This window comes from Solibacillus sp. FSL K6-1781, from assembly GCF_038630735.1.
In the GTDB taxonomy this organism is placed as follows: Bacteria; Bacillota; Bacilli; order Bacillales_A; family Planococcaceae; genus Solibacillus; species Solibacillus silvestris.
Genome location: NZ_CP152038.1, coordinates 2,554,477 through 2,569,250, shown reverse-complemented (window position 1 = coordinate 2,569,250; position 14,774 = coordinate 2,554,477). Strand labels below are relative to the sequence as shown.

The 14,774-nt window shown below is 38.5% G+C and carries 16 protein-coding genes and 1 riboswitch; of the genes, 12 read left to right on the top strand and 4 right to left on the bottom strand.

Translation table 11 applies throughout. From position 1 onward, the window contains the following. Nucleotides 1–73: 73 nt before the first annotated feature. Complete coding sequence (locus MHH37_RS12860) at nt 74–1,975, top strand: LTA synthase family protein (RefSeq protein WP_342573415.1); 1,902 nt, start codon at nt 74–76, stop codon at nt 1,973–1,975. Between the two features lie 90 nt (nt 1,976–2,065). Here the strand turns inward: MHH37_RS12860 and MHH37_RS12855 are convergent, their stop codons facing one another. Further along, nucleotides 2,066–2,242, bottom strand: a complete 177-nt coding sequence (locus MHH37_RS12855; RefSeq protein ID WP_008404364.1) for a DUF2759 domain-containing protein — start codon at nt 2,240–2,242, stop codon at nt 2,066–2,068. Nucleotides 2,243–2,414: 172 nt separating this feature from the next. Here MHH37_RS12855 and MHH37_RS12850 point away from each other — a divergent pair, with 172 nt between their 5' ends. After that, nucleotides 2,415–3,059 (top strand): MBL fold metallo-hydrolase, encoded by a 645-nt coding sequence (locus MHH37_RS12850; RefSeq protein WP_342573412.1) that lies wholly within the window; start codon nt 2,415–2,417, stop codon nt 3,057–3,059. Between the two features lie 55 nt (nt 3,060–3,114). Here the strand turns inward: MHH37_RS12850 and MHH37_RS12845 are convergent, their stop codons facing one another. Together MHH37_RS12845 and MHH37_RS12840 are read right to left on the bottom strand one after the other, a co-directional pair. Beyond that, nucleotides 3,115–3,357 carry a DUF2626 family protein gene (locus MHH37_RS12845; RefSeq protein ID WP_008404362.1) on the bottom strand — a complete coding sequence of 81 codons (243 nt, stop codon included), beginning with the start codon at nt 3,355–3,357 and terminating at the stop codon, nt 3,115–3,117. A gap of 117 nt (nt 3,358–3,474) precedes the next feature. Further along, the gene (locus tag MHH37_RS12840) at nt 3,475–4,173 is read right to left on the bottom strand and encodes a helix-turn-helix domain-containing protein (protein ID WP_342573409.1); all 699 of its coding nucleotides are present in this window, start codon (nt 4,171–4,173) and stop codon (nt 3,475–3,477) included. Nucleotides 4,174–4,355: 182 nt separating this feature from the next. On the opposite strand from MHH37_RS12840, the gene comGA reads away from it, so the two are divergent. The 9 genes from comGA (at nt 4,356) to gcvPB (ending at nt 13,264) form a co-directional block, all read left to right on the top strand. Further along, nucleotides 4,356–5,372: a competence type IV pilus ATPase ComGA gene (gene comGA / locus MHH37_RS12835; RefSeq protein WP_342573408.1), complete on the top strand. Its 1,017-nt coding sequence runs from the start codon at nt 4,356–4,358 to the stop codon at nt 5,370–5,372. After that, nucleotides 5,353–6,426 (top strand): competence type IV pilus assembly protein ComGB, encoded by a 1,074-nt coding sequence (gene comGB / locus MHH37_RS12830; protein ID WP_342573407.1) that lies wholly within the window; start codon nt 5,353–5,355, stop codon nt 6,424–6,426. The genes comGA and comGB overlap by 20 nt, the downstream gene beginning before the upstream one ends. Before the next feature lie 15 nt (nt 6,427–6,441). Beyond that, nucleotides 6,442–6,756: a competence type IV pilus major pilin ComGC gene (gene comGC, locus MHH37_RS12825; RefSeq protein WP_342573406.1), complete on the top strand. Its 315-nt coding sequence runs from the start codon at nt 6,442–6,444 to the stop codon at nt 6,754–6,756. 462 nt (nt 6,757–7,218) lie between these two features. Then, complete coding sequence (locus MHH37_RS12820; protein ID WP_340735342.1) at nt 7,219–7,512, top strand: type II secretion system protein; 294 nt, start codon at nt 7,219–7,221, stop codon at nt 7,510–7,512. Then, nucleotides 7,509–7,964 carry a competence type IV pilus minor pilin ComGF gene (comGF, locus tag MHH37_RS12815; protein WP_342573404.1) on the top strand — a complete coding sequence of 152 codons (456 nt, stop codon included), beginning with the start codon at nt 7,509–7,511 and terminating at the stop codon, nt 7,962–7,964. The genes MHH37_RS12820 and comGF overlap by 4 nt, the downstream gene beginning before the upstream one ends. 309 nt (nt 7,965–8,273) lie before the next feature. Next, the gene (locus MHH37_RS12810) at nt 8,274–8,786 is read left to right on the top strand and encodes a shikimate kinase (RefSeq protein WP_008404350.1); all 513 of its coding nucleotides are present in this window, start codon (nt 8,274–8,276) and stop codon (nt 8,784–8,786) included. A 126-nt stretch (nt 8,787–8,912) separates the two neighbouring features. Further along, nucleotides 8,913–9,005, top strand: a riboswitch (glycine riboswitch). Between the two features lie 275 nt (nt 9,006–9,280). After that, the gene (gene gcvT / locus MHH37_RS12805) at nt 9,281–10,384 is read left to right on the top strand and encodes a glycine cleavage system aminomethyltransferase GcvT (RefSeq protein ID WP_342573403.1); all 1,104 of its coding nucleotides are present in this window, start codon (nt 9,281–9,283) and stop codon (nt 10,382–10,384) included. A gap of 59 nt (nt 10,385–10,443) precedes the next feature. Further along, nucleotides 10,444–11,790 (top strand): aminomethyl-transferring glycine dehydrogenase subunit GcvPA, encoded by a 1,347-nt coding sequence (gcvPA, locus tag MHH37_RS12800; RefSeq protein ID WP_008404347.1) that lies wholly within the window; start codon nt 10,444–10,446, stop codon nt 11,788–11,790. Then, nucleotides 11,783–13,264, top strand: a complete 1,482-nt coding sequence (gene gcvPB, locus MHH37_RS12795) for an aminomethyl-transferring glycine dehydrogenase subunit GcvPB (protein WP_008404345.1) — start codon at nt 11,783–11,785, stop codon at nt 13,262–13,264. Before gcvPA ends, gcvPB begins: the two co-directional genes overlap by 8 nt. A gap of 172 nt (nt 13,265–13,436) precedes the next feature. Here the strand turns inward: gcvPB and MHH37_RS12790 are convergent, their stop codons facing one another. Beyond that, the gene (locus MHH37_RS12790) at nt 13,437–13,820 is read right to left on the bottom strand and encodes a rhodanese-like domain-containing protein (protein ID WP_008404344.1); all 384 of its coding nucleotides are present in this window, start codon (nt 13,818–13,820) and stop codon (nt 13,437–13,439) included. A 153-nt stretch (nt 13,821–13,973) separates the two neighbouring features. On the opposite strand from MHH37_RS12790, the gene MHH37_RS12785 reads away from it, so the two are divergent. Continuing rightward, the gene (locus tag MHH37_RS12785; protein WP_269764165.1) at nt 13,974–14,753 is read left to right on the top strand and encodes a biotin/lipoate A/B protein ligase family protein; all 780 of its coding nucleotides are present in this window, start codon (nt 13,974–13,976) and stop codon (nt 14,751–14,753) included. Nucleotides 14,754–14,774: the final 21 nt, after the last annotated feature.

The following is a 14,774-nucleotide window of genomic DNA, read 5'->3' as shown; positions in this document are numbered from 1 at the left end:
GAATAAGGAATTTACACAAATAAAACAATGTATTTAAAAAAAATCGAATATGTAAAGAGAGGATGTATAGGATATGAAAGATTTTAAATGGCCTAAACATTCGATATTAGCGATTGCCGTAATAGCAACCTGGATTAAAACTGTAATTGTTTATGAAACTAGCTTTGATATGAAGATAGAAAATGCAATGCAATTGTTAATTTTGATTATCAATCCATTAAGCTTCTTATTGTTCTTCTATGGATTGTCATTGTTCTTGAAATCACAAAAAGCACGAAATCGCTATATTGTTGGCAGTAGTATTTTACTGTCCTTCGTAGTATACGGAAATGTTGCCTTTTACCGTTTCTATAATGACTTTGTAACATTGCCTGTTTTGTTCCAAACGAGCAATTTTGGAGAGTTGGGAACATCAGCAGCAGCTATTATTAGCTGGATGGACATATTTTACTTTGTCGATGTTTTACTGATTATTATTGCTGTGAAGTTTTTACCGAAAGCGGATGAGCAGTTACTGCCTATACGTAAAGATGCGCGTAAAGCTTACTTTGTCATGACGGCAGCTATTTTGTTTTTAAACTTAGGCTTAGCTGAAACAGAACGTCCGCAATTATTGACACGAGCATTTGATCGTGAACTGTTAGTGAAAAATATCGGAACGTACAACTATCATCTATACGATGTTTATGTTCAGTCGAAATCTTCAGCACAGCGTGCATTGGCTGACGGGAGTGAGCTTGTTGAAGTAAGCAACTATGTTCGTGCTAACCAGGCGGAACCTAATGTTGAAATGTTCGGCAAGTATGAAGGCCGAAATGTAATTGCCGTATCACTGGAATCATTGCAGTCTTTTGTTATTAACGAAGAAATGAATGGGGAAGTGGTGACACCTTTCCTGAATTCATTAACAAACGATAAGGATACGTATTACTTCAGCGACTTTTACCACCAAACGGGATTAGGGAAAACTTCGGATTCTGAGTTTATTTTCGAAAACTCATTGTATGGTTTAGGTCGAGGGGCAGTATTCTTTACGCATGGTGAAAATACGTATAATTCCTTTGCAGAGCGATTAGGGGAGAATGGGTATTTTACAAATGTTATGCATGCGAACAATAAATCATTCTGGAATCGTGACATGATTTACAAATCATTCAAACTAGATCAGTTTTATGATCTCGAATCTTACAATGTAACAGAGGAAACATCTGTAAACTGGGGATTAAAGGATATTCCTTTCTTTGAACAATCTGCAGCATTGATGAAAGAAATGCCACAGCCGTTTTACAGCCGTTTAATTACATTAACAAACCACTATCCGTTCTATTTGGATCCGGAAGATATAATGATTCCGGAATACGATTCAAATTCAGGAACTTTAAATCGTTATTTCCAAACAGTTCGCTACTTGGATGAATCGGTGAAGGAATTCTTTGATGATTTAAAGGAACAGGGCTTATATGAAAATTCAATTATTGTGATGTACGGAGACCACTATGGGATTTCCGAAAACCATAATAAAGCAATGGCAAAATATTTAAACAAAGAAGAAATTACACCATATGACAGTGCACTTTTACAGGCTGTCCCATTATATATTCACATCCCTGGTTCGAATGATGGACAAGTGATGGATAATGTAGCGGGTCAGTTGGATATTCGTCCTACATTACTGCACCTGTTAGGGATTGAGACTTCAAAAGATATGCAATTAGGTGCTGATCTGTTCTCAGAAGAGCATGAGGATTTCGTTATCTTCCGTGATGGTCGCTTTGTAACAGATAAATATGTATATGCAGGTGAAGTATGCTACGACCGGGAGTCGGGAGAAGCAATTGATACGGAAGCGTGTCAGCCATTTATTGAACGTGCAACGCAAGAATTAGAATACTCGGATCAAATTATTAATGGTGACCTGTTGCGTTTCTATGATACAGAAACAGGAAATCTGCTGATTGATACGAATTATAAATAATGAAAGCTGCCCCGGAGAAATTCGGGAGCAGCTTTTTTTTTTCATATAAAAAACGTATTGCTAGTGTAGCAATACGTTTTTTGGTTGCAATTAGTGGGTTGGTGGATAGCCTTGATTTAAAACCGTCATAATGACGAACCAACCGAAAACACCTGCAGCTAAAGCGTTAAAAGCAGCAGCTAAAAGGTTTTTCTCTTTGATTGATTGGAATATGCCAATTACGCCAAAAATTGCAACTAAACCAAAAATAACCATTAATAAGTTCATAAAAAATTGACACTCCTTTCAACATTCCAAAAAATGTCTCAACAATATTCCTCTTTTATTGTAAAGGTTTCCAAATCGTTTGTCGAGAACTAAAAGTGGCGTTTGTTTGAACGATAACTTTCTCTATCAGAACGATTGAAAAAATGTATAATGGAAACTGAGGTGATAATCCATGTTAAATGTTAGAAAATATAGTCTTGGACCGATACAAACTAATTGCTATATTGTAAGCAATAAAGAAAAAGACTGTTTAATTTTTGATCCAGGTGAAGAAGGGGCACGTATTGTAAACGAATTACGTAAAAATGGCTTGAATCCATTAGCGATTTTATTAACCCATACCCATTTTGATCATATCGGTGGAGTGGATGCGGTACGGGCAATATATAATATTCCGCTGTATGTACATGAAAAAGAAGTGGAATGGCTTGCTGATCCAATGAAAAATGGTTCGGGCAAATATGCGGAATTGCCAAATTATATTGTTAAAAAACCCGATGGAGAACATATTATCCGAAAAGAAGGAGAAATGACTATCGGTGCGTTTACCTTTACGGTAGCCCATACACCAGGACATTCTCCGGGAAGTGTATCCTTTATTTTCAAAGATGATACTTTTGCGATTGTAGGCGATACATTATTTGAACAAAGCATTGGACGTACTGATTTGATCGGTGGTTCCATGAATGTCTTGCTAAAATCGATTCACGATAAGCTTTTATCATTACCGGAAGATACAATTATTTATCCGGGGCATGGTGATTATACGACACCAGCTGCTGAAATGGATTCCAACCCGTTTTTAAATGGCTTTTAATTATCCCTATGTAAATGAAAAAACGACCGCTCTCGATTGAAGAGCGTGTCGTTTTTTAATGTCCGCCACCTGGAGTGTGTATGAATGTAGTGTAATAGGTGAAACCGGCGAAGAAAACAGTTAAGTATGCGCCAAAAATGTACATGTACATGCGTTCTGAAAGATTTAAGAAGCCTAATAATAAAAATAAACCTGTATTACCTACGAATAATAGCGAAACCTCGTTCATACCTCCAAGGTAGAACATAACGGCAAAAATAGCAGTCCAGAATGCCATAACTTTATACATATTGCTCATGAAATATCCCTCCTTTTCTAAAAAAATAGAATAGTCTCTCATTCATTATAAATCAAGTTTCTGGATAATGTAAACTGCGAGATATGGAAGAGTTGTGACAAATGAATAATTTTCCCATTAATTGTGAACGGAAATTTTGTATTTACAGAAGTCACAGTCATGTACCATACTTTCTATTTTTGTAATTTCATGACTTTCAAACAGTGTATCAACTTGTCCATACAAAAAGGATTCATGGAGTTGGCATACAATTTCTCCGTAGTTCGTTAACTGTTCCTGGAAGGGACAGTTGAAAAGTGAGAATATAATGGATTTGGATTGATTATCTTCAATAACTTCCGGTATATAACCTATTAATGTCGCACTTTTAGTTAACATGGCCAATTTCTCATCAAATGTATAGGGAGATTTTCGTTTATGTGAATTCATTTGTTCAAGCATCGATTGTTTCCCGTCACGGTAACTGATTTCCTGTGCTTTACTCAGAGCATCTTCACCAAGCTCGCGAATAAGTTCAAGTGACCATTTAACTAATGAAGATGGCTCGCGTCGAGGAATACTTAAATTGATTCCTTCTTGCTTTGCTTTATATACTCTTCCAGGTCGGCCGCCTTTTCCGGTTTTTAAATGTTCTGATGTTATGGCACCGATTTCTGCAAGTTTCGTTAAATGCAGGCGTGCTACATTAGAGTGGATTTTAAATTGATCTGCAATATCTTGAACGGATAAAAATTGCTTTTGCTGCAACATAAATTCATAAATGGAAAACCGGGTTTCATCGGCAAAAGTGCTAGAAATTTTAATCGGATGAATCATATATAAACCCCCAATACGGTAAAAATTTAAAATTTAAAAATGCTAGCTTAACTAATATTCTACATGAATTATTAGTGAATTTGTTGATATAGAAAGAAAATTCCTATTAAAAAGAAATTTTATCTGTTTTTATATAAAATACTAGACAATCCATTTATAATGGAGTCATCTTAAATAAAGGGGTGATTTCGATTAAACCATTATCAATCATTGAACAAAAATGTTTGGAGCTTTTATCTAATGCAGCGCAGCTTAATGTGACCGACATCCATTTACTCCCCAGAGAAGGGTGCTATGATTTATTAATGAGAAAATACGGCCGTTTTGAAAAGGAAGATGAACTTCCTATAGAGCTCGCTACCCGTATGATTTCCTATTTTAAATTTCTTTCTTCGCTTGATATTAGTGAAAAGAGAAAGCCTCAGAGTGGTTCCTTCCAAAAATTTATTGACCAGTCCATGTATGCGTTCCGTATTTCCACATTACCTTCCAGCTTCTTTAAAGAAAGTTTAGCCGTTCGAATATTACGTCAAAATTATACCGTCCCCTTACAGACTTTATGTCATTTCCAGGAAAGTGTTGAACAGCTGTATCAATTGGCCAGTCTTGAAAGCGGGTTAATCTTGATTAGCGGTGCGACCGGAACCGGCAAAACGACAACGTTATATTCACTGCTCCAATATTGTTCACAGCATTTATCCCGTCACGTCATATCATTGGAGGATCCAGTGGAAAGCAGACAAGAGCAGCTATTGCAAATACAAGTGAATGAGCGAGCCGGAATGACGTATTCAGCAGGTTTAAAAGCAATTTTAAGGCATTCTCCCGAAGTGATTATGTTAGGGGAGATTCGGGACAGGGAAACGGCAAAGGTTGCCATAGAAGCAGCGTTCTCCGGACACCTCGTCATATCAACGATACATGCAAAGGATACGGTGAACTGTATTTACCGGCTTCATGATCTATCGGTTTCACTTGAGGAGATGCGGCAGATGCTTAGAGCGGTTGTTTCACAGCGGCTAATCGAAACGGAGGTTAACGGCTATAGAGCGATTTTCGAATTTTTAACTGACGATCAATTACAGCTTGCCTTTAAATCAATAATCCAAGATAGATCATTTACATTACCGTTTGATCAAACATTGGCAGGTCAAATGGCAAAGCTTCTAGGAGATTACTATGAATATACCGCTCCTTAAAAATACCGCAACTGCTGCTTTATTTAAAAAACCTGTCATTAAGTCCTCAGAGCTCCCTACATTACTCCAACGAATTTCCACACTGTTAAATGAAGGCTATACATTTGCCCATAGTATCGAAATGCTGTTGCCCTATCATGTAAAACAATATGAGCCCCTCCAACAGGAAATATCGAATATATTGCGTGGGGGTGGTAGTGTAACACAAGTTTTTCAGCTACTTTCTCTTGATACACAATATTTAGTATCTATTGAGTTGGCGGAAGTGACGGGCAAACTAAGCGAAGCGATTGGTCTTGTCGCAAAACAGCTCGTTTTTCAACAGCAGGCGAAAATGAAACTAATAAAAGTGATATCATATCCGCTCATTTTATTTACATTTTTAATTATATTGTTTTTAGCCTTTCGAACATACTTTCTGCCAAATATGTCTTCTGTTATTACATCCCGCGTCCATAGCGAATCGTCCGCAAGCATTCAGTGGTCGACGTTTTTCCTCCATATGCCAGACTACATTATTGCAGTTGGAATTGTTCTGGTCATTGTTCTTTCCATTTTTGTTTATTATATCCGTAAGAAGCGAATCGATTTACAGCTTCATTTACTGTTTAAGCTCCCTTTAATCGGCCTTTTTTGGCGACTTTTTCTGACGAGACAGTTTGCTCGCCATTTAGGCAATTTATTATTAGCTGGCTTCTCACTCCAAAAGGCATTCGATCATTTAAAATCCCAACAGCACCAAAAGCAGATTGCCTATATTGCTGGTTCACTTCAAGAACGCATTCTTATTGGCGATTCATTGGAGCGGACGGTGGAAGTCGTCGGCTACTTTTATCCGAAGTTTGAGCACTTTATTGCACATGGTGAGGCGAGCGGCTTATTAGGACGGGAGCTTATTTTATATTGTGAGCTTTTGGATGAAAAGCTACAGAAGATAATTGAACGAATACTGGTAATTATTCAGCCGCTGCTTTTTGTGATCATTGCCATTTGTGTTATTGCTGCCTATTTGAGTATTTTAATTCCGATGTATGATGTCATTGATTTTATATAAGAAGGGGTGGAACAGATGAAGAATGAAAAAGGATTTACGCTAGTAGAAATGCTTGTTGTTTTATTAATCATCTCCATTTTAATATTAGTCACAATTCCAAACGTTTCAAAGCACTTTGCATCAATTGATGAAAAAGGGTGTGATGCTTATATTTTGATGCTTCAAGGACAGGTAGAGGCTTATAAACTGAATCATAATGAATATCCGTCTTCGGTCACAGATCTAATTGAAGAGGATTATATTGTGGAAGAAGATTTAAGATGTCCGAATAATACTGAAATTAAAATTGTGGATGGAAAAGTCGTTGGACCGGCGAACAGCGAAACGTAACGATGATGCAGAAAGTTAAATCACTGTTAACAGATGAAAAAGGTTTTACATTACTGGAAATGCTTATCGTTCTCTTTATTTTTTTAGTCGTCAATTCAGCGATTCTGTATTTTTCACAAAAGCCGTTAATGGATTATACAGAAAAACAGGTGATTAGCCAAAACGAGATGTTAATACGCATGACACAATTACTATCCATTGAGACCGGAACCTACCATAGCTTTGAAATTATTAATTGTCACCGGATTCAAGTAAGAGAGCGCAATACTTCTACGATTGTTTTCGATCAAAGAATAGCGCGGCCACTAGATATGTATTTAACTACTCCGAATAACCGGCTGATATTTAATACAAGAGGAAATGTCCAGGCGTTTGGACGACTGACATATCATTTTGAGAATATAAGCCATCAATATTCTATTAATATCGGGAAAGCCAGAATTTTGGAAAAGGAGGTTTTTCATGAACCAGGAAGGACTAACTCTTGTAGAAACACTATTAGCAGTCGTCATTTTATTTTTCCTCTCGTCGACAATGATACCGCTCACGTTTAATATGAAACAGCAAATTGCCATACAAAAAATACAAGCCCATGCAGCGGAAGTGGCTTATATAGGAGCGATGAAGTATAAAAGGTATGGTCAATCAGCCGGTACACAACAAATTGATGGCATGCAGTTTCAATGGAATTACGACGGACACCGAATATGCGTCCGTTATGACAACAATGAAAAAGAAGAGGAACTTTGTGTATGAATTTCAAGCAAACATTAAGTGAGCGGGGGTTTACACTACTGGAAAGCTTGTTTCAGTTAACCGTGTTTGTGCTTTTTACCGCAATTAGCCTGCTTATCCTCATATGGGTTCGGGATCTTCAACAGCTTAAGAAGATGAAAGATGAGGTGAACTGGGAAATGTTCGTTTATGATCTTCATCAATACAATATGAATTCCGCATCTGGTAGGGTACTCAATTCTAATATGCTGCAACTGGAAATGTTAAATGATCCCGAGGAGCGGTTGTTTGTCTTTGATAAATCAGAAGAGCATTTGCGTAAAAGGTCGAATAAAGGGGGAAATGAGATTATGCTGCCTTTTGTTAAGGAATGGGAACTGACGATTGTTGAAAATGAAGTGAATATGAGGGTAGTGATGAAAAATGGAACAAAGCGAGAAAGAGATCTCGTATTGCCATTGCCTCCAGAATGAGAAGGGTGCATTATTTTTACTGGCTGTATTTTTATTGTTCATCGTTTCTGGTGCTGCTGTTTTCTATACAAATGCATATTTTGCGCAAATAAAAGTATATAATTCATTGGAATCTATTTACGTTCGTGCTACGATAAATATACTAAATTTACCTTAAAGTTCGACTTCTTTTTGCAAAGTCGAAAAAATGTCACATCATGCGGTTTTGTTTGATACAAAAATATTTGTGTTAAAACGCAAAATGGAAACGAAAGAATAGGTAGAGGTGTAATTGATAAAGTAGTCCGTAATTAGAAGAAGGTGAACAGCATGCGTAAAATTTATTTAGTAGGATTTATGGGTTGCGGAAAAAGTGCGATTGGTAGACGTTTAAGTTTTTTCTTGAAAATGCCGTATTACGATATGGATCACGAAATTGTACGTCAGCAGGGTATGACAATTCCTGAAATTTTTGAGAAATACGGCGAAGCACACTTCCGAAAAATCGAGACGGAATTTTTAAAGAATTTTCGTGATGAAGCATGCATTATCGCTACAGGCGGTGGGGTAGCCGTCAATGAAGAAAACAGGAGAATTATGCGCCAGACAGGGCTCGTATTTTTTCTTGATGCTAAATTTGAAGATATTTATATGCGGATTCGGAATGATAAAAACCGTCCTATTGTTCAATCGTCATCGGAACAAGAATTGGAAAATCTGTATCACCAACGCAGAAGGAGTTATCGACTAGCTGGCCATATACAAGTACTCACAGCCGGAAGAACATTAAGACAAATTGTCGAGTACATCGGGTTTCAAGTGAAACGTCTTAAAGGCGAATGATTTTTCTATAATTAAACTTAATGTTCGTATTTTGAATAAAAATAAAAAAAGATTGCGTTTGCATTATATTCAATGTTAGGATATTGCTAAGAAGAGCAATAACATGAAGTAAATAATCTAACGCGGATGATGATACGGGGAGAGAACGTGATGTCACGTCGCCGAAGGAGCAAATAGCTAAGCTATGAATCTCTCAGGCAAAAAGACTCGTATTGGACGCAACTCTGGAGAGTGCTGTAATAGCTATTGTTACAAACAGCCACCAAAGGGGAAAGCCTAAATTGTGATAGAGGATCAAATTCAGGTGTAACTTTCAGGTGCCAGGACAGAGAATCTCGCTAAAGGGGATTCGTCTGTCTTTTTTTGTGGATAAATCGGCTTTTAATATTCTGATGATTCTAATAAAAAGATAGATTTACACTTTTGATAGGTGTAATGTTGCTTTCCCCTTTGCATTGCAAAACGAACATACATAATTAAAGGAGGAAATGAACATGACAAATGAATTAAAGCGCACACCACTTTTTGACGAATATGCAAAGTATGGTGGAAAAACAGTTGATTTTGGCGGCTGGGAGTTACCAGTACAATTTTCTTCGATCAAAGAGGAGCATGATGCGGTACGTAACCGCGCAGGACTTTTTGATGTATCCCATATGGGGGAAATTATTGTAGAAGGCCCGGATGCACTTGTTTATTTACAAAAGATGCTTTCCAATGATATTTCGAAAATTGCAATTGGCGGCGCGCAATATAGTGCACTTTGCTATGAAGATGGCGGTGTTGTTGACGATTTACTGACATACCGTTTGGAAGATAATCGCTATTTACTATGTGTCAATGCAGCGAATATTGAAAAGGACTTCGAATGGTTACAGCAGCATGTCGAAGGGGATGTCAAAGTGGCAAATTTGTCAGATGACTACGCTCAAATCGCTTTGCAAGGACCTTTATCTCAGGAAGTTCTGCAAACATTAACAGCAACAGACTTAACGGCAATCAAATATTTTAAATTCCAGGACAATGTTGAAGTAGGCGGACATTCGGTTCTTGTCTCGCGCTCAGGTTATACGGGAGAAGACGGATTTGAAATTTATGGTGCTCCAGCAGCGATTGTTGACTTGTGGAACAAAATTTTGGAAGCAGGAAAAGACCAAGGTGTAGTAGCAGCCGGTTTAGGCGCTCGTGATACACTTCGCTTTGAAGCTTGCCTGCCATTATATGGCCAAGAGATTTCAAAAGAAATTTCACCACTTGAAGCAGGGATTGGCTTTGCCGTGAAATTGGCGAAAGATCCGCTCTTTATCGGTCAGCAAGCATTAATTGCCCAAAATGAAAATGGCCTAACACGTAAATCTGTAGGTATCGAAATGATTGATAAAGGTATTCCCCGCCATGGCTATAAAGTATTTAAAGATGGTGAAGAGATTGGTTTTGTAACTACAGGAACTCAGTCACCAATGACAAAGCGCAATATTGGTTTAGCTTTAATTGACGCAAAATTCACGGAAGTTGGAACTGAATTAGAAATCGAAGTACGAAAAAATAGAGCAAAAGCAGTTGTAGTAGAAACACCATTTTACAAGCGTGCAAAATAAAGTGAAACTTCAATCTACCCGTTAATTGCGGGATAAAAATTTTGAAAAGAGGGTTAACAATGAAACATCGTTATTTACCAATGACGGAACAAGATAAACAAGAAATGTTAGACCGTATCGGGGTTGCGACAATTGATGAACTTTTCGAGGATATTCCTGAAAAAGTTCGCTTCCAAGGAAGCTACAATATTAAACCTGCAAAGTCTGAAGCCGCTTTAATGAAAGAACTGGCACAACTTGCTTCAAAAAATAAAGATACAGCAAGTAATGTCTCATTTTTAGGTGCAGGAGTCTACAATCACTATAAACCGGTAATTGTCGATCACGTTATTTCACGTTCAGAGTTTTATACAGCCTACACACCTTATCAGCCGGAAATTTCTCAAGGTGAACTTCAAGCTATTTTTGAATTCCAAACGATGATTGCGGAACTGACAGGTATGGATATTGCAAACTCTTCTATGTACGATGGCGGTACGGCATTGGCAGAAGCAGGTATGCTTGCTGCAGGGCATACACGTCGCGGTAAATTACTCGTTTCAGGAACTGTCCATCCAGAATATCACGATGTTGTGAAAATGTATGCAACAGGACAATCAATTGAAGTTGTTACTATTCCTGCAAAAGACGGTGTGACAGACATCGAAGCATTAAAAGGCTTAATCGATGATCAAACAGCCGGTGTTATTGTTCAATATCCAAACTTCTTTGGTCAAATTGAAAACTTACAGCCGCTTGCAGACATTACACACGATGCAAAAGGATTGTTTATCGTATCTGCTAACCCGTTAGCTCTTGGCGTATTAACACCTCCAGGAAAATTAGGTGCCGATATTACAGTTGGGGATGCACAAGTATTCGGAATTGCTGAAGCGTTCGGTGGTCCACACTGTGGCTATTTCGCGGTAACGAATAAATTAATGCGTAAAGTACCTGGCCGTCTTGTTGGGGAAACAGTAGACCAAGAGGGTCGCCGTGGTTATGTATTAACATTACAAGCGCGTGAGCAGCACATCCGTCGCGACAAAGCGACATCTAATATTTGTTCTAACCAGGCATTACTTGCACTTGCTTCTTCAGTAGCAATGACAGCTCTTGGCAAACAAGGTATGCAGGAAATGGCAAAACAAAATATCGTGAAGACACGCTTTGCTAAAAATGCCTTTGAAGCAGCTGGTTTTGAAGTTGTTTATCAAGGCGCACACTTCAACGAAATCGTCGTTAAGACAAATCATAATGTGACAGAGCTAAACAAAGCATTAATCGAAAAAGGCATTATCGGCGGTTTTGACTTAGGTCGTGTTTATCCTGAATTAGAAAATCATGCACTCATTGCTGTTACGGAAATCCGTACAAAAGAAGAAATCGAGCAATTAGTTGCAGAAATGGGGGCTTACAATGCATAACGAAAACCAATCACTCATTTTCGAAATTACAAAACCAGGTCGTGTCGGCTACAACTTAGAGCCATTGGATGTTCCTGATTTTGATCTTGAAGAACTGCTTCCAAAAGAGTTAGTACGTCAAGAAGCGGCTGAACTGCCGGAAGTTGCAGAATTAGATATTATGCGTCACTATACAGCACTTTCACGCCGTAACCATGGTGTAGACTCAGGGTTCTACCCGCTTGGTTCATGTACGATGAAATACAATCCGAAAATTAATGAAACGGTTGCACGCTACGCTGGTTTTGCCAATGTTCACCCATTACAGGATGAGTCAACAGTACAAGGTGCAATGGAATTATTATATGATCTTCAAACATCCCTTCAGGAGATTACAGGTATGGATGAAGTAACATTACAGCCAGCAGCAGGCGCACATGGGGAATGGACAGCATTAATGATGATCCGTGCATTCCATGAGGCAAATGGTGAAGGTCACCGTAACAAAGTAATCGTACCGGATTCGGCGCACGGTACAAACCCGGCTTCTGCTACAGTTGCAGGCTTTGAAACAATCACAATTAAATCAGGTGATGACGGCTTAGTGGATCTTGAAGATTTACGCCGTGTTGTCGGTCCGGATACAGCAGCATTAATGCTGACAAACCCGAACACTTTAGGTTTATTTGAAGAAAACATTTTAGAAATGGCTGAAATCGTACACGGTGTCGGCGGTAAGGTTTACTATGACGGCGCAAACTTAAACGCTGTTATGAGTAAAGCACGTCCTGGCGATATGGGCTTTGACTGTGTTCACCTAAACTTACACAAAACATTTACAGGTCCACACGGTGGCGGTGGTCCGGGTTCAGGTCCTGTAGGAGTAAAAGCGGATTTAATTCCATTCCTGCCGAAGCCGGTGCTAGTGAAAAAAGAGGATGGCACGTTCCACTTCGACTATAACCGTCCACAATCAATCGGTCGTGTGAAACCATACTACGGAAACTTCGGCATTAATGTCCGTGCATATACGTATATCCGTTCAATGGGTCCAGATGGCTTAAAGGCTGTAACAGAATATGCTGTATTAAATGCAAACTATATGATGCGCCGCTTGGAAGAGCACTTTGATTTACCGTATGACCGTCACTGTAAGCACGAATTCGTGTTATCAGGCCGTCGTCAGAAAAAATTAGGTGTTCGTACATTGGATATCGCAAAACGCCTTCTTGACTTTGGCTACCATCCACCAACAGTTTACTTCCCGTTAAACGTGGAAGAGGGGATTATGATCGAGCCAACAGAAACAGAATCGAAAGAAACATTGGATGCATTCTGTGATGCAATGATTCAAATTGCTCAAGAAACAATCGATAACCCATCGATCGTTCAAGAAGCACCGCATACTACAGTAATCAGCCGTTTAGACGAAACACGTGCTGCCCGTACACCGGTGTTACGTTATACTAAAAAAGAAGAAGTCACAATTTCATAAATTGTGACAAAAAAGGTCAGAGCTGTTTTCTGGCCTTTTTTCTTTGAATAAGGTTAGACTTCTAACGTGTCAGTATATAATAGAAGAAACTACTGAAAAACAGACAATTATGAACGATACTGCCGGTGAGTGAAAATTAAAAAGCCCTCTACACTGTAGAGAACTTTTAAGATTAGTTTTTCGATTTAACTTTACCTGTCCAAGTTTTGAATCCGCCTTGTAACTGATACAGTTGGCTATAGCCTTTTTTCTTTAATGTCAGCGCTGCTCGTGCACTACGGCCAGAGTTTTGGCAGTAAAGGTATACAGGCAGGTCTGGTCGGATTTCTTTATGACGTGTATTAAGCTGCGTCATCGGAATGTTTCGTGCACCTAAAATATGTCCTGCTTCAAATTCTTTAGGTTCGCGTAAATCGATTAATTGGGCTTTACGGTAGCCTTCGATAAATTGCTCCTGTGTTAAATTTGTAACGGATTTTTTTAAGCGCATAGAGTTGATTACTACGTAAGCAACGATGACTACTAAAATTATTAGTATCGTATATAAAATTGTCACTGCGATATTGCCCCTTTCTTTCTGTACTTACTATTATAAGAGATGAACTAGAGTTAGTCGAGCGAGTTTGTTAAAATGAATTGGTGGAGGCGAGAAATTGTGAAAAAACAATGGTATTTTATAAATTCGGGGCCATGCAGCCCAGCCTATAACATGGCATTAGATGAAGCGTTACTAGATTGGCATAGCCAAGGGGAAATCCCGCCGGTTATTCGTTTTTACGAGTGGAATCCTGCAACATTATCAATCGGTTATTTTCAGCAAGTACATAAAGATATTAATTTAGAAGCCGTAAAAAAGCAAAATTTAGGTTTCATTCGTCGTCCTACAGGCGGACGTGCTGTTTTACATGACCAGGAGCTTACATATTCGGTGATTGTGACAGAGAGCTACCCGAATATGCCTGAGACTGTTACAGAGGCGTACCGTGTCATTAGCGAAGGAATTTTACAAGGGTTCCGTCTATTAGGGTTGGACGCTTATTTTAGTGTGCCGGAGACGAAAGAACAACTGGATGATTTAAAGAAACCGAAAAGCGCGGTTTGTTTTGATGCACCAAGCTGGTATGAGCTAGTAGTTGAAGGAAAAAAAGTAGCGGGCAGTGCACAAACACGTCAAAAAGGCGTAATTTTGCAGCATGGAGCCATTTTATTGGACCTGAACGAAGAGCTGCTGCTTTCAGTGTTTAATTTTGCTACAGCCGAAGCTAAAGAAAAAATGCGGAAAAAATTACCCGAGAAAGCCGTTGCGATGAATCAGTTTGTCGATACGCCATTTACAATCGAGCAATGTGTGAATGCATTTTCTAAAGGGTTTGAGATAGCTTTGGATATAGAACTGATTCCTTATGAATTAACGGAGCAGCAAACACAATATGTAGAACAATTAATGCAAAATAAATATTTAACAGATGAATGGAATTTCAAAAAATAGATTGCGAACGTGTGTTTTGAT